22 protein-coding genes are annotated in these 23714 nt (G+C 38.1%); 13 read left to right on the top strand and 9 right to left on the bottom strand.

Features of this window, described 5'->3' with window-relative positions; genetic code table 11:
• The first annotated feature begins 13 nt into the window (after positions 1 to 13).
• The 3 genes from ACKWB9_RS05285 to ACKWB9_RS05295 all read left to right on the top strand — a co-directional run bounded on the left by ACKWB9_RS05285 (position 14) and on the right by ACKWB9_RS05295 (position 4289).
• Entirely contained in the window at positions 14 to 2170 is a 2157-nt protein-coding gene (locus tag ACKWB9_RS05285) for a peptidase domain-containing ABC transporter (protein ID WP_414001955.1), read from the top strand.
• 2 nt (positions 2171 to 2172) lie between these two features.
• Positions 2173 to 3771, top strand: coding sequence for a vitamin K epoxide reductase family protein (locus ACKWB9_RS05290; RefSeq protein WP_414001956.1), 1599 nt, complete (start codon positions 2173 to 2175; stop codon positions 3769 to 3771).
• Positions 3772 to 3902: 131 nt separating this feature from the next.
• Positions 3903 to 4289, top strand: a complete 387-nt coding sequence (locus ACKWB9_RS05295; RefSeq protein ID WP_414001957.1) for a hypothetical protein — start codon at positions 3903 to 3905, stop codon at positions 4287 to 4289.
• Positions 4290 to 4371: 82 nt separating this feature from the next.
• Here ACKWB9_RS05295 and ACKWB9_RS05300 read toward each other — a convergent pair whose 3' ends face one another.
• Positions 4372 to 5529, bottom strand: coding sequence for a hypothetical protein (locus ACKWB9_RS05300; protein ID WP_414001958.1), 1158 nt, complete (start codon positions 5527 to 5529; stop codon positions 4372 to 4374).
• Between the two features lie 37 nt (positions 5530 to 5566).
• Here ACKWB9_RS05300 and tsaE point away from each other — a divergent pair, with 37 nt between their 5' ends.
• From tsaE to ACKWB9_RS05325, 5 genes are all read left to right on the top strand, one after another.
• Entirely contained in the window at positions 5567 to 5977 is a 411-nt protein-coding gene (tsaE, locus tag ACKWB9_RS05305; protein ID WP_414001959.1) for a tRNA (adenosine(37)-N6)-threonylcarbamoyltransferase complex ATPase subunit type 1 TsaE, read from the top strand.
• 201 nt (positions 5978 to 6178) lie between these two features.
• Positions 6179 to 6322, top strand: coding sequence for a hypothetical protein (locus ACKWB9_RS05310; protein WP_414001960.1), 144 nt, complete (start codon positions 6179 to 6181; stop codon positions 6320 to 6322).
• A gap of 93 nt (positions 6323 to 6415) precedes the next feature.
• Entirely contained in the window at positions 6416 to 7096 is a 681-nt protein-coding gene (locus ACKWB9_RS05315; protein WP_414001961.1) for a hypothetical protein, read from the top strand.
• Positions 7097 to 7190: 94 nt separating this feature from the next.
• A complete protein-coding gene (locus ACKWB9_RS05320; RefSeq protein ID WP_414001962.1) occupies positions 7191 to 8390 on the top strand; it encodes an alanine dehydrogenase in 1200 nt (399 codons plus the stop codon).
• Positions 8391 to 8467: 77 nt separating this feature from the next.
• Complete coding sequence (locus ACKWB9_RS05325; RefSeq protein ID WP_414001963.1) at positions 8468 to 8860, top strand: DUF4258 domain-containing protein; 393 nt, start codon at positions 8468 to 8470, stop codon at positions 8858 to 8860.
• Positions 8861 to 8881: 21 nt separating this feature from the next.
• Here ACKWB9_RS05325 and ACKWB9_RS05330 read toward each other — a convergent pair whose 3' ends face one another.
• Positions 8882 to 10048, bottom strand: a complete 1167-nt coding sequence (locus ACKWB9_RS05330; RefSeq protein WP_414001964.1) for a proline dehydrogenase family protein — start codon at positions 10046 to 10048, stop codon at positions 8882 to 8884.
• A 114-nt stretch (positions 10049 to 10162) separates the two neighbouring features.
• On the opposite strand from ACKWB9_RS05330, the gene aroB reads away from it, so the two are divergent.
• Both aroB and ACKWB9_RS05340 read left to right on the top strand, forming a co-directional pair.
• On the top strand, positions 10163 to 11224 hold the full coding sequence (gene aroB, locus ACKWB9_RS05335) for a 3-dehydroquinate synthase (RefSeq protein WP_414001965.1): 1062 nt from the start codon (positions 10163 to 10165) through the stop codon (positions 11222 to 11224).
• Positions 11225 to 11324: 100 nt separating this feature from the next.
• Positions 11325 to 11663, top strand: coding sequence for a hypothetical protein (locus ACKWB9_RS05340; protein WP_414001966.1), 339 nt, complete (start codon positions 11325 to 11327; stop codon positions 11661 to 11663).
• Position 11664: 1 nt separating this feature from the next.
• On the opposite strand, the gene ACKWB9_RS05345 is transcribed toward ACKWB9_RS05340, so the two are convergent.
• From ACKWB9_RS05345 to ACKWB9_RS05355, 3 genes are all read right to left on the bottom strand, one after another.
• Positions 11665 to 12180, bottom strand: a complete 516-nt coding sequence (locus tag ACKWB9_RS05345; protein WP_414001967.1) for a DinB family protein — start codon at positions 12178 to 12180, stop codon at positions 11665 to 11667.
• 259 nt (positions 12181 to 12439) lie between these two features.
• Complete coding sequence (locus ACKWB9_RS05350) at positions 12440 to 12919, bottom strand: Lrp/AsnC family transcriptional regulator (RefSeq protein WP_414001968.1); 480 nt, start codon at positions 12917 to 12919, stop codon at positions 12440 to 12442.
• 116 nt (positions 12920 to 13035) lie between these two features.
• The gene (locus tag ACKWB9_RS05355) at positions 13036 to 14124 is read right to left on the bottom strand and encodes a M14 family metallopeptidase (protein WP_414001969.1); all 1089 of its coding nucleotides are present in this window, start codon (positions 14122 to 14124) and stop codon (positions 13036 to 13038) included.
• Positions 14125 to 14401: 277 nt separating this feature from the next.
• Here ACKWB9_RS05355 and ACKWB9_RS05360 point away from each other — a divergent pair, with 277 nt between their 5' ends.
• The 3 genes from ACKWB9_RS05360 (at position 14402) to ACKWB9_RS05370 (ending at position 16145) form a co-directional block, all read left to right on the top strand.
• Positions 14402 to 14773, top strand: a complete 372-nt coding sequence (locus ACKWB9_RS05360) for a helix-turn-helix transcriptional regulator (protein WP_414001970.1) — start codon at positions 14402 to 14404, stop codon at positions 14771 to 14773.
• Positions 14774 to 14961: 188 nt separating this feature from the next.
• A complete protein-coding gene (locus tag ACKWB9_RS05365; protein ID WP_414001971.1) occupies positions 14962 to 15339 on the top strand; it encodes a hypothetical protein in 378 nt (125 codons plus the stop codon).
• Positions 15340 to 15341: 2 nt separating this feature from the next.
• Complete coding sequence (locus tag ACKWB9_RS05370) at positions 15342 to 16145, top strand: TerC family protein (RefSeq protein WP_414001972.1); 804 nt, start codon at positions 15342 to 15344, stop codon at positions 16143 to 16145.
• 295 nt (positions 16146 to 16440) lie between these two features.
• Here ACKWB9_RS05370 and ACKWB9_RS05375 read toward each other — a convergent pair whose 3' ends face one another.
• The 4 genes from ACKWB9_RS05375 to ychF all read right to left on the bottom strand — a co-directional run bounded on the left by ACKWB9_RS05375 (position 16441) and on the right by ychF (position 23572).
• On the bottom strand, positions 16441 to 17397 hold the full coding sequence (locus ACKWB9_RS05375; protein WP_414001973.1) for a sterol desaturase family protein: 957 nt from the start codon (positions 17395 to 17397) through the stop codon (positions 16441 to 16443).
• A gap of 167 nt (positions 17398 to 17564) precedes the next feature.
• Complete coding sequence (locus ACKWB9_RS05380; protein ID WP_414001974.1) at positions 17565 to 20243, bottom strand: DNA gyrase/topoisomerase IV subunit A; 2679 nt, start codon at positions 20241 to 20243, stop codon at positions 17565 to 17567.
• Between the two features lie 31 nt (positions 20244 to 20274).
• On the bottom strand, positions 20275 to 22131 hold the full coding sequence (locus tag ACKWB9_RS05385; RefSeq protein ID WP_414001975.1) for a DNA topoisomerase IV subunit B: 1857 nt from the start codon (positions 22129 to 22131) through the stop codon (positions 20275 to 20277).
• Positions 22132 to 22477: 346 nt separating this feature from the next.
• Positions 22478 to 23572: a redox-regulated ATPase YchF gene (ychF, locus tag ACKWB9_RS05390; protein ID WP_414001976.1), complete on the bottom strand. Its 1095-nt coding sequence runs from the start codon at positions 23570 to 23572 to the stop codon at positions 22478 to 22480.
• Positions 23573 to 23714 lie beyond the last annotated feature (142 nt).

Genomic DNA, 23714 nt, shown 5'->3' on the forward strand with positions numbered 1-23714 from the left:
ACCAGCTTCTTGCATGCCAAAGTTTAAATTATACAAACAATTTGATAAAATGGACTGTGGTCCTACCTGTTTGCGCATGGTGGCCAAACATTATGGAAAGGAAATTACCTTGGACAGGTTACGTGAACTGAGCTACATAACCCGGGAAGGGGTCTCTTTAATGGGAATTAGTCATGCTGCGGAGACCATAGGCCTTAAATCCTTGGGAACACGGGTAGATATGGAAACACTAATAAAGAAAGTTCCGTTACCTTGTATTTTACCATGGGAAGGAATCCATTTTATAGTACTCTATAAAACGGATGGGAAATATGCTTATATAGCCGACCCCGATAAGGGAAGCTTAAAACTGCTCCATTCCGATCTTAAAAAGTATTGGGGCGATAATGGTTCGGAAGGTATTGCCCTTCTTTTAGAACCTACCCCCAAGTTCTATGACCAGGAAGAAGAGGAAAAAGCCACCTTTGGTCATTTTTTCAAATATTTTTTACCACATAAAAATCTATTGGTCCAGATATGCTTTGCCATTATTTTTTCGAGTTTAGTGAGCCTATTGACCCCTTTTATAACCCAATCAGTAGTCGATATCGGCATTTTGGGCAGAAATATCAATTTTATCTATTTGGTATTGATAGCGCAGTTGATGCTGACCATTGGTTCCACTGTTATTTCATTCATACAATCATGGATTTCCCTGCATTTGAGCATTCGTATCAGTCTTTCGTTTGTCATCGGTTACGTGGCCAAACTTATGACCATGCCCTTTACCTTTTTTGAACTTAAGACCGTAGGTGATATTACAAAACGTATAGGGGATAATTCCAGAATCGAAAGTTTTTTGAACCAGTCATTGTTTTCGGTCATCGTGTCCATATTCAATTTTATTATCTATACTTCTATATTGGCCTACTATAACTATAAGTTATTATTGATCTTTTTATTGGGGAACAGTCTTTATATCGGTTGGATCTTATTGTTTCTACCCAAAAGAAGGGAGTTTGACCATGAAGGCTTTAAAATTGCCGCCGATAGCGAAAATAAAATTTTACAGCTTTTTTATGGTTCACGGGAAATTATCCTCAATAATATTGAAAAGGAAAAAAGATGGGAATGGGAACGTGTACAGTCAAAAAGCTATAAATTAAGTAAAAAAGTTCTACTCTGGGGGCAATTTCAATCATCAGGTGCCACCATTATAAACACTGTGGCCGGCATAGTGATCAGTATCATTGTTGCCACTTCCGTTATAGACGGAAATATGACCTTGGGCATGATGATGTCCGTACAATTCATAATGGGTCAAATACAGGCGCCTTTAGCTTCATTTTTAGGGCTCACACATTCTTATCAGGATGCTAAAATCAGTCTTGAGCGCCTAAGCGAAGTAGTCAATAAAGAACGGGACAAAAGTGCTGTCCATACTGCTATTCCTCAAAAAAGTGGGATAAGGTTACAAAATGTTTCATTTCAATATGAGGGACCACATTCCCCTAAAGTACTGAACAATGTAAATCTGGATATTCCCCATAATAAAACTACGGCCATTGTAGGATCTAGCGGTAGTGGCAAGACTACATTATTAAAGCTACTTCTAAAATTATACACTCCAACTAATGGTGCCTTATTGATCGGCGATATAAATCTAAAGTTTATTTCGGATTACCATTGGCGAGAGCAATGTGGCGTTGTCATGCAGGACAATTATATATTCGGCGATACCATTGCGAACAATATTTCCTTAAAGACCTATGATCGTATAAATATAGAACGACTGCTCCATTCGGTACAAACGGCCAATATTAAAGATTGGATCGAATCATTGCCACTACAATACGAAACAAAAATAGGTAGTGAAGGAACGGGGCTAAGTCAGGGGCAAAAGCAGCGTTTATTGATCGCAAGGGCATTATACAAGAACCCTTCTTTCATCTTTTTTGATGAAGCTACCAACGCCCTGGATGCAGAAAATGAATCGGCCATTATCAAAAATCTTACTTCCGCCACCAAAAATAAGACCGTAGTTGTTATAGCCCATCGCCTAAGTACCGTTAAGTATGCCAATAAAATAATAGTGTTGCACAAGGGAGTAATTGTTGAAGAGGGTACACACCATGCTCTGTTGGCAAAAGAAGGGCATTATTATAAACTTGTTCAAAGCCAACTATCCTAGTTATGTTCAAATCAAAGAAAGAACCCATATCCATCGTATTATTTGAACTGGTTAAAGTAATGAACTGGAAAATTACTTACAGTACTATAGATGATAAATTGTTACAGCACCCTTCCTATCCTTCCATGTTTTCAATTACCAATACCTTATCCGATTTGGGTATTGATAACAAGGCCGTAAAAATTACGGCAGAACAATTAAAACAGTTGGATACTCCTTTTTTGGCACATACAAATTCTGAAGAGATTGTTTTGGTAACCTCCGTAACCGATAGTACCATACATTATTTTCATCCATCAAATGGCTATCGGGAAAATTCCATGATCAATTTTAAAAAATTGTGGAGTCCCCTTGTAGTCTTAGTTGATACAAACGCAAAAATTGAAGAGAAAAATTATAAAAAAAAGAAGCACCGTGAGAGATTGCTTTGGTCAAGGGCCCCAATCTTGATAACTGCATTTGTTCCAGTAATGGCAATACTCGGTTATTGTGCAGGCCCGGGAATTTTATCTTTATTGTTATTGTTAAAAGTATTGGGGCTGGTAGTATCCATACTTCTTGTGACGAAGGAAATTAATAAGGATACGGAGTACCGTTTTTGTAAGACCGGTAAAAAGATAAATTGCAATGATGTACTTAATTCTCCCGCCGCTAAAATATTTGATTGGCTGTCCATGACAGACTTAGGGTTTTTATACTTTATGGGAACATTTTTGGCTTTATCATTTGTTGTTCCATTATCCGGAGAAATAGCGCGTACCATTTTAGTATGTCTGGGCCTACTTAGCTTAATGGGATTGCCTTACACGATATTCTCGTTGGTTTACCAGGCATTTAAAATAAAAAAATGGTGCAGTCTTTGTCTCGCCATTATTTTTGCTCTTTGGGCGGAGGCTATTTTAGGAATGATCGCTTTTGTTCGTAATAATGATACTCTGCCATATAGAGGTGATGGTCTTCTGATCTTTGTCCTATGCCTTTTGACACCTGCGGTAATTTGGTTATTTCTAAAAAGAATATTGATCCGCTCGTCCAATTATAAAGGATTGCTTTATTCTTATCTGCGCATAACAAACAACCTGGAGGTATTTCAGTTCTTACAGCTGAAAGGAACATTTTTTGAAATGGATATACGATCCAATGATATTCTATTGGGAAACCCCAATGCGCCCAATAAACTAGTAGTAGCCATGAATCCCTTTTGCCCAGCCTGCGGAAGGGAATATAAATTTATTCTAAAATTGCTTGATGAACACCCTGATTTTGCCACTGTAATTATTCGTTTTGTCGGCAACCCTTATGTAAAAGACGATGCTAAGTTTTTTGCTTCCTGTTTATTGATCAATCAATTTATTACTAGCAAAAATAATTTTAAGGAAATATTGAAAGAATGGTACGAGACCCGTAATCACAATTCATTTATTAAAAAATATGTTTTGGAAACAAATGAACTGGTCCTGAGTATTTTAGAAAATAATTATATCTGGTCAGAAAAAACAATGATAACCATAACCCCCACTACATTTTTTAATAATGTAAAACTATCTGAACGATATACAATAGAAAGGTTGAATGTCCTTTTAAATATGAATAACGAATGACCTTATCACTTGGGTCACTCTATAATTACTCGTTAATAAAAAGAGAAGAAACAGGATTTTTTTTATTAATGCGCGAAGTTGTACCTTTATACAATAGAGATTTATACTATTGGCCAAGGATTTATTTAATTATGCTAAAGACTATTGACCGTATAATACAATTTGTTAAATATGCCGGCGTAAGTGCCCGGCAATTTGATATTTCCATAGGAGCCGCAAATGGCTATACCCTACGAATGAAAAAGAACAATGCTTCTGTAGGTAGTGATGTCATTGAAAATATCCTTAAGGTCTATCCCGAACTAAATGTAGAATGGCTTATTACCGGTGTGGGCAGTATGTTAAAAAAAGATGGGAAAGAGTTGATTCTGGATTATGATTCGTTGCCAAAGTCAAAACAGTCGGAGATAGAGCAGTTAATTGAAAAAAAAATCAGAGAACGCCAGGAACAGGAATTAAAGCGTTTGCTCAAAGAAGTTACTGCCGAAATAGAAAAAAAACAAAAAGAGATTAGCTGATCAACCCATACTCCCATTGAAATATTAGGTGTTTATTTCCTTATAAATAAACTTTTTGATTGTTGTTTTATTTATATTGAAATTAATTATATTGTTCTAATTCAGCGATTTTCATTTCAACTTCATTTTTATAATTTATTAAGCTTTGTAAATTTGTTTTATTCCCTAAAACCTTAACCTTGCCAAGGTTAAAATTTGAATTTTTGGTTTCTTGGACAATCAACTTCTCAATCTGTGAACATATTTGTTGATATAAGCTCAAAATTCTAATTTTTTTAAATCTTAATTTTGAAATTATCAAAAGAACAATTAATATTATTGATATAAAAGGAATGGAACTGCTTAAAGAAACTTCATCTACAAAATCATTACTCTGAAAAATTTCCCAAATCTGGAAGGAAAAAATTATTATTGGTGAAAAAATTGCGTATCTCCACCATTGTATTGAATTTAAAAACCATAAAATCGTTGGGATTAGTAGACATATCTTTTGTGATAAAAACCAAATAAAATCATCGATATCATAAAAACCAAAAGGTTTTAAAACAATTCCCAAAATGGATGTTTTTAAGAGATTGTCAGGAATTAAAGAATGACCAAAATATAAAAATGGGAATATTAATAATCCAATTACAGTCATAAAATCGAGCCATTTAGGAAATAAAATAGTAGAATTTGCTTTTTTATCTTCATCCAATAATGAATCTATATAATCCTTAAGATGAATTAGATGCCTCAAATCTTTACTCAAAACTTTATTGTTGAATATTTTAGAATCTATAGATTTAAATAAAATACTTCTATTGTTATAGAAATTCAGGGATTTTGGCGGTATGGACATACCTTTCTTTACTTTGTATGCATTTATTGACAAAAGAATTAAAATTGTCAGTACAGCTGAAAATATAGAATATAAATTTTTTAAATCGCTATTTTCAAATAACACCAGTATCAAACTGTTTGTCCAGAAAAATATTGGTATTAAAACAAAATATTTGATTTTTCTTGGAAAATTAAAAAACCAAAAAGAACATAGGACTATACCTAAAAGTTTAATTAAAAAATACCATGCAAAAATTTGATTGTCAATAAAGCCATGATAGTGCTTATAATTTAAAATAAAAAAATAACTGAGGTTTTCATCAAAAAAGAGATATAAATAAAATAGCAAGGGGGAAAGCAGGATTAAAATGGACAAAACAAAATCTTGCCAAAATATTCGTGACAAAAACTCTTTCATATAATTAGGTAATTGATAATTTTGTAATTTAAACAAAATGCCGAAAATAATCTACATACACAAAGAAATAAATCAAATTGCCAAAAAAATCATTGAAAATACAAATACTAAAATTTTGGTCTTTAAAGGACCTATGGGTGCCGGTAAAACTACCCTGATAAAATCCCTGGTAAAAAATTTAGGGGGTGCGGAAGAAGCCAATAGTCCCACTTTTGGTATTGTAAACGAATATGTTTCCCAAAAGGGGGAACTTTTGGCCTATCATTTTGACTTTTACAGATTGAACGATGAAATGGAGGCCCTGGATATGGGCCTGGAAGATTATTTAAATTCCGATGTATGGGTTTTTATGGAATGGCCCGAAAAAATCCCCAATTTACTTCCCGCAAATACAACTTTTCTCCAATTGGAAATTATAGATGCCCAAACACGAAGAATTTCATTTTAAAGCCTTTTCCTGTTAATTTTTAAGCATATCGTTTGTACCGATATTTTATTGTATTTTTTCGATGAAATACCAAGAAATCGATGAAATGTATTTTTTTTACGATAAAGTGCATAATTTTAACGTTTAAATGTGCTTTGTCTGTAGATTATTTCTTACGTTTGTTTTGAGATAAATAATTTTTAACTAAAACCCCTATTGAAAATGAAAAACAAAAGAACATTTTTAGCTTCTATTGCTTTAGGAATTTTTCTTCTTGCAACTGTCGCTCCTGTAATTACTATTGATCAAGATAGTCAGCAATTAGGAGTCGATAAAACCAAGATTAGGATTCCAGGAAGGAGATAGGTAATAAATTAAAATTATCAAAAAAATAAAAGGGCAATCAATAAATTGCCCTTTTTTTCGTTACCATAATGTTATACAGGTAAAATAACATTGATGAGCGATTTGAAAATTGAAAAAAGTAGAAAGGCCAAAAAGAGAATAGTTATCGATTCTTTTATGGTTTTTTTTATTGTTATTTCCCCCTTTATTTTCAAGGCGCATGAATATTTCCCAAGAAATACCGAGGAAGATTTTGAATTCTTGGGATTTATCATGGATAGCAATGGTTTTGTAGATGTGAGTACCTATATATGGTTTTTATTAGGTAAAATCATTCCATTATATCTATTATTCATATGGTTTTTCACATGTAAACATTGGTGGTACCACGCTATTCTGATTCCAATTACAATGTATGCTTTTCAGCTATTCGAAGTAGTTTATTCGGATGATAAGTATGTAGATACTGAAAATATTCTTTGGTTACTGCCTGTATGTATGGTTGTAATTCCTTTAGTCTATTTTATACGGGTAAAGTTATATGACAAGCATGTTCATGGTATAGATATAGAGGCCATGGATGCCGAATTATCGGAACTTAAAGAAAAACTGGAACAAAACACCGTTCCTGAGGATAAGAACAAAGATGCCGATGCCGATTTAAATAAAGAGGATACCATACGAACAGAAACGCTCTCGGAGGAAATCAACAGAAGGCTCTCCACGGGCAATATAGAAAGCAGTTTAAAGCAATTGCAACATCGTTTACAAGATTGGTTGCACTTTAAGTTTTAATTTCCCTTTTTCTTCCCACCGGTCTAAACTTGATCATTTTAGTTAAAAATTGTACATTTGGGAAGACCGTATAATCTGGTCTATACAACCAACTATGGATCAACCGTCTTCTCCCTTTAGCAAGCAACAATTACTCCCCCAGGAAGAGACCCTGGAAGTCCTAAAACAAAAAGGGGAGCTTTTTATTGGTCTGCCCAAAGAAAACCAATATCAGGAAAAACGTATCTGCCTTACTCCAGATGCCGTAAATGCCATAACCGCCAACGGCCATCGCGTACTTATAGAATCCGGTGCAGGTGAAGGTGCCCATTTTTCCGATATGGATTATACCCATGCGGGGGGAGAGATCACTAAAGACACTAAAAAAGTATTTTCATGCCCCTTGCTCTTAAAAGTAGAGCCGCCCACCCTTTCCGAAATTTCCATGATCAATCCACAGACTACGGTTATTTCGGCCTTGCAGATAAAGACAAAGGGTAAGGGTTATTTTGAGGAGTTGGCCAAAAAACGGATTACCGCCATCGCCTTTGAATATATTAGGGACGAGGACGGAAAATACCCTGCTGTACGCTCATTGAGTGAAATAGCGGGAATTTCTTCCGTATTGGTCGCAGCGGAACTTATGGCCGCCAGTAATAAGGGAAATGGGTTGATGTTCGGAAACATTAGTGGTGTACCCCCGGTCGAGGTCGTAATTATAGGTGCAGGTACGGTAGGGGAATTTGCGGCCAGATCGGCCATTGGATTAGGTGCCAATGTTAAAGTGTTCGATAACTCCATTACCAAACTGCGGAATATCCAGACTAACTTAAAACAAACGGTCTATACCTCTACCATACAGCCCAAAAACCTGCTCAAGGCCCTAAAAAGATGTGATGCCGCCATAGGGGCTACCCGGGGCAAGGACCGGTCTCCGGTGGTAGTGACCAGTACCATGGTGGAACATATGAAAAAAGGAGCGGTAATCATTGATGTGAGCATAGATACCGGCGGTTGTTTTGAAACCAGTGAAATTACGGACCACAATAACCCCACCATAGAAAAATACGGGGTCGTCCACTACGGGGTGCCGAACATCCCATCCAGATATCCAAAAACATCATCCATTTCCATCAGTAATATTTTTACACCCTATCTGCTAAAAATCGGTGAGGATGGCGGATTGGAAAATTCGCTCCGTTTTGATAAGGGGCTGAGAAACGGACTCTATATGTACCATGGCGTGCTAACCAATAAGTCCATTGGGGAATGGTTCGATATGCAATACAGCGATATCAATTTTCTTATTTTTTAAAAATCAAGTTATCCGATCGCAACTTTCCCATTAAGTATTAAAGTTCTAATTTTGCACTTTGTGAAAAACCGGTGTACATGGCCTTTTTAAAACGATTGGGTTTTTATTTGTTCGGATTATCCATAGGGATCGTTTTCCTGGCTTTTTTTTTGAAAAAGAAATCGGATGAAACCGGTGTCTCTTTTTGTTATCTACCCAATTGCCGTACCTTAAAGGATATTCGTTCCAAACCATTTTTCTATGCCGAGGATGTTCAAGGATTATTGACCAACAAGACTTTGGACACAGTGGATATCAAACTTTTTTTAACGAAGGGCGATGTTGATTTCAGCAAAAGCGATACGAAATCCAGGCCCTGTAAAACGTATATCATAACGGGAACTTTACAAAACAAAGAGGCAGTGGTACAGGTTAAAAACTGCCCTGAAAAAGCCATTCTGGAAAAAGTAACTTATTCCGTTCAACAATAAACGGTTCCCATGTTTAAACCGTTACATTTTTCGTCGTATCCTTTCTTCCTTCAACAACCCAAGTTCCCTGCTTGTTTGTCCGGCGACCGATGTGTTTTCCTCGGCCCTTCTAATGAGGTAAGGCATAACGTCCCGAACAGGGCCAAAAGGTAAATATTTGGCAACGTTATAACCGTTGGCCGCCAAATTGAAAGAAATATGATCGCTCATCCCGTATAATTGTCCAAACCAAATATTCGCGTTGTTTTTTTCCATTCCTTTTTGATCCATCAATTCCATCAATTTATAGCAACTCTCCTCGTTATGGGTGCCTGAAAACAGGGATATCACGTCCAAATGTTCTATCATATACGCTACGGCCGCATCAAAATTAATATCTGTGGCTGCCTTGGATTTGCAGATAGGTGTTGGATACCCCAACGCTTTCGCTCGCTCATTTTCCTTTTCCATATAAGCACCCCGCACCACCTTTATACCAATTTTAAAACCATTATTCACGGCACGTTCGTGAAGCTTCTTGAGATAGGGCAACCTATCCCAACGATACATCTGTAACGTATTGAACACTATCGCTTTCTTTGTGTTGTATTTTTGCATCATATCCTCTACCAAATTGTCCGCGGCATCCTGCATCCAACTCTCTTCGCCATCGATCAATAAGGAAACGTCCAAATCATGTGCTTTTTTGCATACCCTATCAAAACGGGCCACTACCCTTTGCCACTCCACCTGCTCCTTTTCTGAAAGTTTTTTTCCTTCGCCTATTTTCTGGTAAAGGGCTAATCGCCCAAAACCTGTGGGTTTAAACACGGCAAACGGTATCGCATCTTTTTCCTTTACAAAATCCAGGATTTTTAAAATAATATCGGTGGCATTGTCAAAAGGATCTTCTTCATCTTTTCCCTCGACCGAATAATCCAATACGGAACACACTCCTTTTTCCCACATACGATCTACTACCGGCAAACAATCTCTTTCATTTACCCCTCCACAAAAATGATCAAAGACCGTAGCCCTTATCAATCCTTCTACCGGCAATCGGGCCTTTATGGCAAAATTGGTCATTAACGTACCCATTTTTACCAGAGGTTCATTAGCGATCATCTTAAACAAAAAATAGGCCCGCTCCAATTCGGAATCCGTTTTTAATGAAAAAGCTGTTGCGGTATTCTCAAAAATCCTGTTCATTTATAACGTTTTTTTTAGTGGTCAAATATAAACACAGTAATTCTATTCCTTTGATTAAAATTTACCTTTATTTTGTGCTTTAATTTTTTGTTATAAAACGATCAATCAGACACTATGGAGTCCATAATTTCAGATTCATATGCGGTTCATTTTAACGAAAGTGCCTTTGATGCATTGAACACCACATTGGCAGAGAACAAGTATTCCATCATCTATATATTGGTAGATGAAAATACCCACGAATATTGCCTGGCTCCTTTTATGGGAGAAATATCCGGGGATTATGTTTTTGAGATTATAGAAATAGCATCGGGTGAAATCAACAAAACCATAGATACCTGCGTTGGGGTATGGGAAGCCTTGTCCGACCTTGGTGCGGACAGAAAGAGCCTACTGATCAATTTGGGCGGTGGTGTCCTTACGGATTTAGGAGGGTTTGTAGCCTCTACCTTTAAAAGGGGAATAGATTTTATAAATGTCCCCACTACCCTACTTTCTATGGTAGATGCTTCGGTCGGTGGTAAAACCGGGGTTGATCTGGGTTTATTGAAAAACCAGATAGGCGTAATCAACCAGCCTGTTATGGTATTGATCATTCCCCCATTTTTGGATACTTTGGAGGAAAGGCAAATAACCAGTGGCTTTGCCGAAATGTTGAAACATGGACTTATCCGAAATCAAGGGTATTGGAAACAGTTGAAAGAAGTGTCGGGCCTTTCCGATATGAAAGCGCATATCTTTAAATCGGTACAAATAAAAAATGAGGTGGTACTCAAGGATCCCACGGAACAAAATCTTCGAAAAGTATTGAATTATGGCCATACCTTGGGCCACGCCATCGAATCTTATTTTTTGGAACACAAGGACCAGGAATTACTGTTACATGGTGAAGCCATTGCCATTGGCATGATTCTGGAAGGTTTTCTGTCCTATAAAACTTGTAATCTTCCCCTAAAGGAACTGGAGGATATTAAAACTACCTTTTTAAACTATTTTGATAAGGTTATATTTTCCGATGATGATATTGACCATATTCTGGAGCTGTTGAAATACGATAAAAAGAATTCCCATGGTAGGATTAATTTTGTATTGCTTACGACCATTGGAAAAACGGCAATCGATGTTCAAATTCCCCAAGAACTTTTTAAGGAGGCTTTTGCATACTACATGGAATAAAAACTTCATATACTAAATCATCGATTTCACAACTCTTTTAGTTTGTACATCTATAAAAAGGCTAGTTTAGGTAACGGAAATATGACCAACCTTATCCGCTATGACAAGACGTTTGATAGATTACAAAAAATTGGACCATCAATTGGCCGCATTATTGATAGATACCTACCCCTATGGCTATGGCGATGATGATATTATCGTTTTTAAAAACCAGCACGGTGAACTTGTCGAAGCTGTTGAATTAAGAACGGCGGATACGCTATACCTGGTCAAAATAAGCAAGAACCTATCTAATTTCATTGCCAATTTCGAGGAGACCATAGAACGGGAAATGGAATCCAAACCCACTTCATCCAATAAGGAAGTGGAAAAATCCATTCAACAGGAAATGGAAATAAATTTTGATTCGGAATCTGAAGATTTCCTGAATATAGATTGAGTTAACGATAACGGTCTTCCAAAATATCGGCATGATGTTTTTGGTGACCACTAATAACAAAACCCAGGGCCGCTACGCTCCAGGGCATTCCGCTCGCCGTTCCAACACGTTTCAATTTTATAGCATCCATTGTTTCAAAAAGCCGTAAAGTGGCATTCCGAACGGATAGGTATTCTTTAAGAATACTTTCTTTGTTTCTCTTTTCACTTTCACATTCCGCTGCAAAATCGTTTTGATCAAATCCGGACAATGCGGTCCTGTCATTTCTTGAAAACCGGAAAGCCCTGTACTGAAATACACGTTCCGCATCAATAATATGTAACAATACTTCCGCAATTGTCCATTTTCCCTCTTGATATCGATATTGAAGCTTTTCATCCGGCAGTTTATCCATAAACTTCTTAAACCATTTCCTTCCATCCTGAAGGGAATCCATCAATTCCACATCGTCCAAAACGTTCAGGTACGTTCTGTAAAAGTGTTTAAATTCGGCCGCTTTTAAATCAGATATTCTCATAAGTGCTATTGAAGTAATTTAAACTTTTTCCATTTGCTAAAGAATTGCTGTTTTTCTTCTTTTTTTTCTTCCGTAGCAATGCTATGCAACTCAAAAAAACCATCAAACAGACAAAATATAGTTAATTCTCGCTTAAATGCAGAAAGTATAAAGCACTTCATTGTTTTTTGGATAAAACGCCTATGAACCCAATTAAACCTGTTTGAAACAAAAAAGCCCAATCAAATATAATTGGGCTTACCGGGTTTTTAAAAATTCATTACATCTCGTTAAAGATCGTATGCATCAATCGTTTCTTGTCGTTAAAACTTTCCTCCAAGGAAATCATGGTCTCTGTACGGCTGATGCCCTCTATATCGTCAATTTTGAAAATAATATTTTTAGCATGCGTAGTATCTTTTGCCCTGATCTTACAGAAAATATTGAATTTCCCTGTAGTAATATGGGCTATGGTTACATTAGGGATTTGGTTCAAACGCTCCAGTACAAACTTTGTCTGGTGTGTTCTCTCTAAAAATATACCTACATAGGCTATGAAGGCATACCCCAATTTTACATAGTCCAACGTTAATGAAGAACCTCTTATAATTCCGGCTTCTTCCATTTTTTTAACCCGTACATGTACCGTACCCGCTGAAATCAGTAATTTTTTTGCTATATCGGTAAATGGAGTTCTGGTATTGTCAATTAACATATCCAGAATCTGATGATCTATTTCGTCTAGTTTTACTTTTCCCATGATTAGTGATTTTGTGGCAAAAATAAAAAATTATGAAATTAAATTTAAAGAATGTCATTATTTTTTAATGAAAATGTAAACATTATCATATTTCAGCGTATATAAACAAATAGTATCTATTGTAATAATTTTAAAATACCCTTGTCGGACAACCATTCCAAATCGTCTTTTTTGGAGCAATCCTTAACTACATGACCGTAATAAGTCTCATAATCTGCGACTTTCTTTTCTATTTTTGGTTCAAAATTGATCTCACCTTCTTTTAAAACCTCTTGATATAAAACCCCGATACGTTCTGAACTTAGCGAAGGACTGTAAAGTGAGGCATTCTGAATAAGAACGTCAAAGAATTGCTTGGCATTTTCCGGTATGCTTTGATAATCTTCCAATGCATAGTTTACTATCGTATTTTTTGTTATGGCATCTACAGCTGTAAATAAGGCATGGAATATATATTCCCTGGTTTTTTCCCTATCATAATCATTTTCAAAATGCCCTGCTTCAAAAAGTATCGTGGGGGTTTTCAGCATTTGGAAGGCATCGCCAACGCAATTGGGGTTAAAGGCATCATCATAACGACCTACCTGACCGGGAATCAGCTTTTGCAAGGTTTGGTTCATGGCTACGATCAACAGCATACTTTCTTTACGTGAGAGAGATATATTCCTTTGGGCATCAAACGCGGGGGCCAAAAATGAGACCGTAGCCGGTTTTTCAGTTTCGCCTACATTAAATATTGTGCGCTGATCATGCAGGTTAAAACAATAATGGGGCCGAAATTGATCATAAACATTTCTCAAAATCTTACTTTCCGGTTGGGAAAGGTCCTGGGCATCCCTGTTTAGATCGATACTATTGGCATTTACCCGGGTATATGCTTTTGCTCCATCGGGATTTAAGATCGGAATAATCTTAAAACTACACATTTGTAGTAAATGTCCAAAATCGTCCTTCCTCAATTTCAATAGATTGATAAAATCCAGGACAGCCTTTGTCGTAGTAGATTCATTGCCGTGCATCTGGGACCACATCAGAATTTTTTTTGGGCCTGTTCCAAAACTTATACTATGAATGGGTTCCCCGTTCACGGAACTTCCAATTTTCGCTACATTAAAGGGAAAGCTCAAATTGTTCAAAAATCCGGATAGATGCTCATGGGTAATATGCCTTCCCTGAATTTCGGAAACTTTTATTTCTAAATACATTTTTTGTGACACCATCATGTAGTATATCTAAAAACGCAAAGCTACTACAGATATAAATTACAATTGTAAACTATTATTTAAAAATCCAATCGCATGTTCCAATGCATATGTTTACAATATTAAATTATTGAACATTATCGAATATAGATTATTTATAATCAGTAATTTATATTATTTTATTTATATTAAAAATTTAATTATAATATATTTAATTTTTAAAATTATACATATTGTTCGCACAAAGTGACCTTCTTATTATTTAACTTTGTAATCGCTTATGGATACGGAAGCCATCATCAAAAGAATTGAAAGGATTCTTGCACATTACGAACTGTCCGCCGCTAATTTTGCAGATAAGATCGGAGTGCAACGATCGGGTATTTCGCATTTACTAAAACGACGTAACAAACCCAGCTTGGAATTTGTCTTAAAAACTATTGATGGCTTTCCGGAAATAGACCTCTATTGGTTATTGTATGGCAAAGGAGAATTCCCATCCGTAGCGAATCATATCAAAAAATCGAATACACTGCCCAACCTTTCCGGTGATGTTAAAGGGAATCTGAACGAAAGCACATCAAAAGACACTATAGAACGTATCGTTATTTTTTACAGGGACGGTAGTTTCAAATCTTTCCGGGATCATTAGCAATTTTATTATAGGGTCAAAATACTAAAGTAGCCCCCTCTCTCTTTATGATGAATAGATGGTTGCCGACCATAGATTCCACTTAAAATTTTAAACGTGATTTACGAATTTTGCAAAATCAGGTTTCACCTTTAAAGAAAACAAGGTAAAAGAATCGTGATCATTGCTATTTTGTTTATTTTGCAAAGATGTTAAAAAAAGTAGTCGGCAGTTTTTGCATCCTGTGGATCCTAACTTCCTGTTATCGACCAGAAAGGGATTGTAAATCGTACAGAACGGGAACTTTTAAGTTTGAATATACGATCGGGGATACTTTGAAAATCGGAAAATTCGTTCGGGATGAAAAATACAGTATCGATCATTACGACAATAAAGTGGATAGTGCCACCATACGATGGTTCAATGATTGTGAATTTGTATTGCAAGATGTAAACAGTAAGGTCGCCATCCAGTATAAAATCATTAGTACAACGGATAGTTCCTATGTCTTTGAATATAAAAGTGCCGTTAAGGATCCAAATAGAAAATTAAGAGTGGAAAAGGGAACCGCCTACAAAACCAATTGACCATGTTTGAAATCTTTACAAGTCCAGATGCCTGGATCGCGTTATTGACACTTACCTTTTTAGAAATTGTATTGGGGATCGATAATATCATCTTTATCTCCATAGCAGCAGGAAAACTGGAAAAAGGCCAACGAAAGAAAGCCACCAGTATTGGTCTGGTATTAGCCATGGCCATGCGTATCCTGCTCCTTTTTGGAATATCGTTACTTACTTCAATGAAAAAACCGTTTTGGACACTGGACCTAAATTGGATAACGGGCGGAATAAGTGGCCAGGCCCTTATATTATTTGGCGGCGGGCTTTTCCTGCTTTACAAGAGTACCAAGGAAATCCATGAAAAAGTAGAGGATAAGGGCCATGATGAACGCGAAGTGAAAAAAGCCCGTTCCAGTTCGTTGACCAATGCCATCGTTCAAATTACCGTAATCAATATTGTATTCTCTTTTGACTCTATTTTAACGGCTATCGGGATGACCAATGGTATTTCGCCCAACCCGAACGATGCCCTGATCCTTATGGTCGTGGCCGTGGTTATTTCCGTGGTTATCATGATGCTTTTCGCCAATCCCGTTGGCAACTTTGTAAACAAGCACCCATCCGTACAAATTTTAGGATTGTCTTTTTTGATCCTGATCGGTTTTATGCTTATTGCGGAAGCGGCCCATTTAAGCCATTTGGTTGTATTTAACAATGAAATAGGAACCATTCCTAAAGGATACCTTTATTTTGCCATAGCTTTTTCGCTTATGGTAGAGTTCTTTGACCTAAGGATGAAGAAGAATAAATCCGGCAATCAACAGGAATAAATCATTATGGATTTTAAATCCGTAGTTTTAAACAAAAGAATAGAATTCTTTTTAGAGTTCGCCTGTCATTCCGGATGAGGCACGAAGAGGAATCCCAACACATTGAGGTTTCTCTTCGCTCATACTTTCAAGCTATCGAATGACACATCGTGTTTTTCAACACATTACGTTAAAAACGATTATTATAAATTGAGTCCAGATTACATACTCTCAAGTTCCATGGTTTATCCACATTGACCTTAGGAAGGAGAAGACGGTTTATTATTTATTATTAACCTTTAAAGTTTTTTAGTTCCTAATTAGGTCTTTCAAATACCACCTGAGGGTTTAATTCTTTCTGTTTTTCAAATAGGCGTTGTTGTTGTTTTACGGTCATGGTACTGCCGTCATGACTCCAGCCGGGAGGCCCAAAGATATACATGAGTTTATGATATAGCTTAGGTGACTTCTTTACATCTTTCCAGATATCACGGTACTCATGTGTTAAAATCTCTATAGGATTATGGGATTTTGGCGGGTGGATTACTCCGTATTTTACATCTATATCATCATCCAGTTCTTTCCAGGTGCCGAATATTTTATCAAAAATATTTAAAAACCCTCCGTGGTTCTTATCCAAATATTCCACGTTTTGGGCATGGTGTACCTGGTGCATGGTGTGGGTATTGAAAACTTTCTCTATAATTCCCATTTTCGGGACGTATACCGAGTGTAACTGAAACTGCCATAACGCCTCTATTCCCAAACATACCATGACCACTTCGGGTGGAAATCCTACCGCCGGCATCCACATATAAAAAAGGGGCTTGTATAGAATCGTGAACCAACCATTACGCACCGCCGTACCCAAATTATAGTTATCGGAGGAATGATGCACGATATGTGCGGCCCATAACACCCGGACTTCATGGTTTGCCCTATGAAACCAGTAATAGGTGAAATCGTCCGCAAGCTGGCAAAGTAAGAATACCCACCAGGCATAACCAAATGACCGGTATCCTAAAAGATGCGTACGAACCCCATCTACTTCCGGGTTAAAAAACTCAAAAGTGAACTTGAACAGAACAATGGCAAAAATCACCTTGAAAAGTGGGCCGATTATAGCTGAACCAACACCCATAAAACCACTGGCGAATAGGTCTTTCCATTCATACAGATCATTGTCCCCATGTGTTTTACTATAGGTCAATTCCAATAAAATAAAGATAATAAAACAGGGTACTCCGTAAACCAGGGGGTTGGTAAAATCCATTCAATTCAATTTTGGCTAATATAGTTATAAAAGTTCCTTATTATCTAACTTGCCCGATCTTTAATCTTATAAATTATTTCATTTGTGGGTTTATCCTGAACAAGCTTATGATTTTTCTTATTTTGAGACTATTTGATCTGTTATTCGGTTTGAAAATTATGGACGGTTTAAAATAAAGTCGTTTGCGTCTCGGAATCATTATCGGTATCTAGCTTGTCATTGGTAGACGTGCTTGAGATGATGCCCTTGGTATTGGATGTTACATTTTCTTCGTCCACTACTTCTATTTCCGTAGTTTCTTTCTGCTCCGGCTCCTCATAGGGCAAAGGGTCTAAAGAATTGATATTCTTTACTTTATCGGTCGTTAACTGATTCCCTTGGGCCTTTATGCCCTTGATCGCGATAAAATCTTCGATCTTTACATTAAGATTGTCTTTGGGTTCTTTGCCCCTTGGTTTCGGAAATTCTACCTCGATTACCGGTCGCCAATCCGTAGAAACCAATTCCAGATAAGACTTTGGGTGTTCCGTAATAAAAAATTCTTCTCTGTTGCCATTTTCCACCAAAAAGCGTTTTACATAAAAACGTTCCTTCTCCCCTTCCCAATATATTGCCGATATGGGCTTTAAAGGCTTCCATTTTTCCAAAACGACCATGTCGTCATCAAAACGTGAGGTCAGTACCGGGGCGACGGTTTTCACCACTCCTTTTTGGGTTACGATGAGCAACAGGTCGTCTCCCCTAAATTCACCGAGCAATTCTCCCCTGCCATCAACGTTCAATCGTCTTACCACATCATCGAACCATATTTTTCTGGGCTTTAGGGTAGAGACCCCTTTCTCTTTTAAATCAATGCGCTTGACCGTGTATTTAGTTACAATATTACCTTTTGAGGCCCTGCCCTTTATAAGCACGTCCGCAAAATCCATATCCCATTTTAATTTTTTTATGCTCCCCGCCTGACGCAAATTGACCGTTATCACCTCCGCTTCCCCATTAGGATTTGCCGAAAAATACAATACCTTGGAACCGGTGTTGCCCGCCGTAAGATCATACGGCTTGTCCCGGGTAATGCTCGTAACGTTAAACCGTTTAATATAGGTAGGACCACGGCTACCGTCCTTATAAATCATGTTGTACGTGGTGCGTTTGTCCTTTTTCTTGAAAACGGCGACATGCAGTATTCCCTTACTGATAAAGGTTTTGGCATCTACTTTGGTCACCATCATTTTACCATCATTGGTAAAAACAATAATATCATCTATATCACTACAATCCGTAACATATTCATCCCGCCTTAACGAAGTACCTATAAAACCCTCCTCCCTGTTCACATAGAGCTTGGTATTTCTGATGACCACTTTAGTCGCCTCGATATCATCAAAAATGCGAATCTCGGATTTGCGCTCCCTACCCTTTCCGTAAGTGGTTTTCAGGTTTTTGAAATAATCGATCGCAAATTCGATAAGGTGCTCCAGATGATACTTCACCTGAGCTATTTTTTCCTCGAGGGATTCTAAATGTTGTTGTGCTTTGTCCAAATCGAATTTGGAAATACGTTTGATGCGGATTTCCGTTAATCTTACGATATCCGCTTCGGTCACCGCCCTGCGCAAATGCTGGATATGTGGCTTCAGTCCTTTGTCTATGGCTTTGATCACACCCTCCCAAGTTTCTTCTTCCTCAATATCCCTATAGATCCTGTTTTCTATAAAAATACGTTCCAAAGAAGCAAAATGCCATTGTTCCTCTAATTCTGAAAGTTGGATTTCCAGTTCGCGTTTTAAGAGCTCCACCGTGGCTTCCGTGGAACGACGCAACATTTCCGAAACCCCTATGAACAATGGTTTGTTATCTTCAATAATACAGCCCAAAGGTGAAATGGAGGATTCACAGGAAGTAAAGGCGTATAAAGCATCAATAGTCTTGTCCGGTGAAATACCCGAAGGCAAATGCACTATTATTTCAACCTCGGCTGCCGTATTATCCTCAATTTTCTTAATCTTAATTTTGCCTTTATCATTGGCTTTTAAGATAGAATCTATTAAAGAAGAGGTGTTGGTTCCGTATGGTATCTCATTGATTATCAATTTATTCTTGTCCTTATTGGCTATTTTTGCCCTCACACGGATCTTACCTCCCCTTAGGCCATCGTTATAATTGGTGACATCGATTATGCCCGCCGTGGGAAAATCCGGAAAAAGTTTAAACTTTTGCCCTTTTAGATGTTTGATGGAGGCATCTATAAGTTCCCCGAAATTATGGGGCAAAATCTTGGTAGATAGTCCTACCGCGATACCTTCTGCGCCCTGGGCCAATAACAACGGAAACTTTACCGGCAGATTTACGGGTTCTTTTTTCCTACCGTCATAGGACATTTGCCATTCGGTAATTTTTGGACTAAAAACTACTTCCAGTCCAAATTTGGAGAGTCTGGCCTCAATATATCGTGAAGCCGCGGCCCTATCCCCAGTGAGTATATTCCCCCAGTTGCCCTGCGTGTCGATCAACAGGTCTTTTTGACCTATCTGTACCATGGCATCGGCAATACTGGCATCGCCGTGGGGGTGGTATTGCATGGTATGCCCTACTACGTTCGCTACTTTATTATAACGCCCATCGTCCAATTCCTTTAGCGCGTGCATAATCCTGCGCTGTACGGGCTTAAATCCGTCTTCAATAGCAGGTACCGCCCGCTCCAGGATCACATAGGAAGCATAATCTAAAAACCAATCCTTGTACATGCCCGTAACACGGGTCAAAGCATCCGAGGAATCCTCATTGATAGGTTCACCAGCAGATAGATTTTCGTTCCGTTCCTCATTCAAATCCTCATTTTCTTCCATTCAGAAACAATCGTATTTACTTGGTTTATAATTAGTTTTCGTGAATTAAATCTATTTCCACTTTAAGGTTTTCAATAATGAACTCTTGGCGGTCCGGAGTGTTTTTACCCATGTAAAAGCTCAGTAATTCCTCAATGGACATGGCCTTGTCCAACATTACCGGTTCCAGTCGGATGTCATCCCCTATAAAATGTTTGAACTCATCCGGAGAAATCTCGCCCAAGCCCTTAAATCGGGTTATTTCGGGTTTCCCGGAAAGTTTGTTTATGGCATATTGCCGCTCTTCATCACTATAACAATAGATGGTTTCCTTTTTATTCCTTACCCTGAACAAAGGGGTCTGTAAAATATACAGGTGGTTCTCCTTGATCAATTCAGGGAAAAATTGAAGGAAAAATGTAATCAATAACAGGCGTATGTGCATACCGTCAACATCGGCATCCGTCGCGATTACAATATTATTATAGCGCAAATCCTCCATGGACTCCTCAATGTTCAAAGCGGCTTGCAGCAAATTGAACTCTTCATTCTCATAAACGATCTTTTTGGACATCCCATAGGAATTTAATGGTTTGCCCCGTAAACTGAATACGGCCTGGGTGTTCACATCCCTTGATTTGGTGATGGATCCGGAAGCCGAATCGCCCTCTGTTATAAATAGGGTGCTCTCCAATCTGCGGTCATTCTTCATATCGCCCAAATGCACCCTGCAATCGCGTAGTTTCTTGTTATGTAGATTTGCCTTTTTGGCACGGTCTTTTGCAAGCTTACGTATTCCGGAAAGTTCCTTGCGCTCTTTTTCCGCCATGATGATCTTGCGCTGCAGCTTATCTGCTGTCTCCTGGTTCTTGTGTAAATAATTATCCAGGTACTTGCCCACAAAATCATTGATATAAGTACGAACGGTGGGGAATTCCCCTCCCATTTCGGTCGAACCTAGCTTTGTTTTGGTCTGACTTTCAAAAACGGGCTCCATTACCTTTATGGAAATGGCGGAGATAATGGATTTCCGGATATCGGAAGCATCGTAATTCTTATTATAAAAATCACGGACCGTTTTTACAATAGCCTCGCGAAATGCCGCTTGGTGCGTACCTCCTTGCGTAGTATGCTGCCCGTTGACAAAAGAATGGTATTCTTCACTATACTGTGTTTTACTGTGCGTAATGGCCACTTCTATGTCATCGCCCTTTAAATGAATAACGGGATAGAGCATATCCTCTACGTTATTATTGTCCTCTAAAAGGTCTTTTAATCCATTTTCCGAATGAAATTTTTCCCCGTTAAAAACAATGGTCAGGCCGGGGTTCAGGTACACATAATTTTTGAGCATACGCTCAACATACTCGTTACGGTATTTATAATTTTTAAAAATAGTCTCATCCGGTGTAAAGGAAACTTTGGTGCCTTTTCGTTTTGTCGTTTCTTCGGGCCCCTCCTCCATTTTGAGATTACCATGACTAAATTGGGCGGTCTTTATTTTATTGTCCCTGGAGGATTGTACCTCGAAAAAACTGGAGAGTGCATTTACGGCTTTTGTACCTACACCATTGAGGCCGACCGATTTTTTAAATGCCCTGCTGTCATACTTCCCTCCCGTATTCATTTTGGAAACAACGTCCACTACTTTTCCCAGGGGAATGCCACGGCCATAATCCCGTACTTTCACCATTTTGTCCTTGATACTGATTTCAATGGTCTTGCCCGCACCCATAACAAATTCATCGATACAATTGTCTATGACTTCTTTGAGGAGGATATAGATACCATCATCGGCAGAGGAACCATCGCCCAACTTACCAATATACATACCCGGACGTAATCGGATATGCTCCTTCCAATCTAACGAGCGGATATTATCTTCAGTGTACTGATTATTGGCGGACATTTAACTAAAATTTATGAAAGTGTTGCTAAAGATAGCAAGCCCCATATAAAGATAAAAACCCTCTATGGTAAATTAATTAACAATATGATGGATAGGATTGTTGATAGCAAAAGCATTCCGGTTCCCGTAGAGATGTATCCCCTTCCTTCTAAAAATCAAAAAACGAAATCGTTGTTTGTCCCGCTCTCGGAAATCACCTTCGCAATTACGACCTCTTCCCAAAAGAAGATATGATGGAAAGCCAGGGGGGATTTTTGGTTAAAATTCATGTCAATAAAGTACATGATACCACAATCCACAGTATCAAAACGCATTATTAAGACGCTTCTATTACGCCTGGAACGCTCTATACATTAAACCTAAAATGCATGACATCACCGTCTTTCACGATATACTCTTTGCCTTCCACCCGCATCTTACCTGCCTCTTTCACTTTACTTTCACTACCGTATTGTACGTAGTCATTATAAGCAATAACTTCTGCACGGATAAAGCCTTTTTCAAAATCGGTATGGATAACCCCCGCTGCCTGCGGTGCGGTGGCCCCGATCGGAATGGTCCACGCCCGGACCTCTTTGACCCCGGCCGTAAAATAGGTTTCCAGATTGAGCAGTTTATAGGCTCCGCGAATGAGTTTGGCAGATCCCGGTTCGGAAAGCCCCAGGTCTTCTAGGAACATTTGGCGTTCTTCATAGGTCTCCAACTCCGTAATGTCAGCTTCGGTCCCTACCGCCAAAACGATTACCTCGGCATTTTCATCGGCAACGGCGGCCCTCACTTTCTCCACGTAGGTGTTTCCGTCTATCGCAGCACCTTCGTCCACATTACAGACATACATAACGGGTTTGTCCGTAATGAACTGTAACGGCATTACATATTCGTTATGTGCCTCTTCGGCAATTTCAATGGCCCGGACAGAAATTCCCGATTCCAGCCCTTCCTTCAATTTTAAAAGAACGACTTCTTCTTTTTGGGCTTCTTTGTTCCCAGTTTTTGCAGCCCTTTTAACCTTGTCCAACTTCTTTTCTACCGTCTCCAAATCCTTGAGCTGTAACTCCATATCAATGGTTTCCTTATCCCGTATGGGATCTACACTCCCATCTACATGTACAATATTGTCATTATCAAAACAACGGAGTACGTGAAGAATGGCATCGGTCTCCCTAATATTGCCCAAAAACTGGTTTCCCAATCCTTCGCCCTTACTCGCTCCCTTTACCAAACCTGCAATATCCACAATCTCAACGGTTGCGGGCAAAACACGTTCCGGACCAACCAAAGATTCCAGTTTTTCCAATCTGGAATCCGGTACGTTCACTACACCGATATTGGGTTCTATGGTACAAAAGGGAAAATTGGCACTTTGCGCCTTGGCATTGGACAAACAATTAAAAAGAGTGGATTTTCCTACGTTGGGCAATCCTACGATACCTGCTTTCATTATTTTCGGAAGTTAGATGCTGAACTTTTAAAATTCGGGTGCAAAGATAGTTTTTTACGTGTGTTTTAAGGCGAAAACAAATAAACAAAAAACCCAAGCAAAACCTGGGTATAACAATTCTTTTGATCCTATCTTTTAAACG

Source organism: Maribacter spongiae, assembly GCF_047345125.1.
Taxonomy (GTDB): domain Bacteria; phylum Bacteroidota; class Bacteroidia; order Flavobacteriales; family Flavobacteriaceae; genus Maribacter.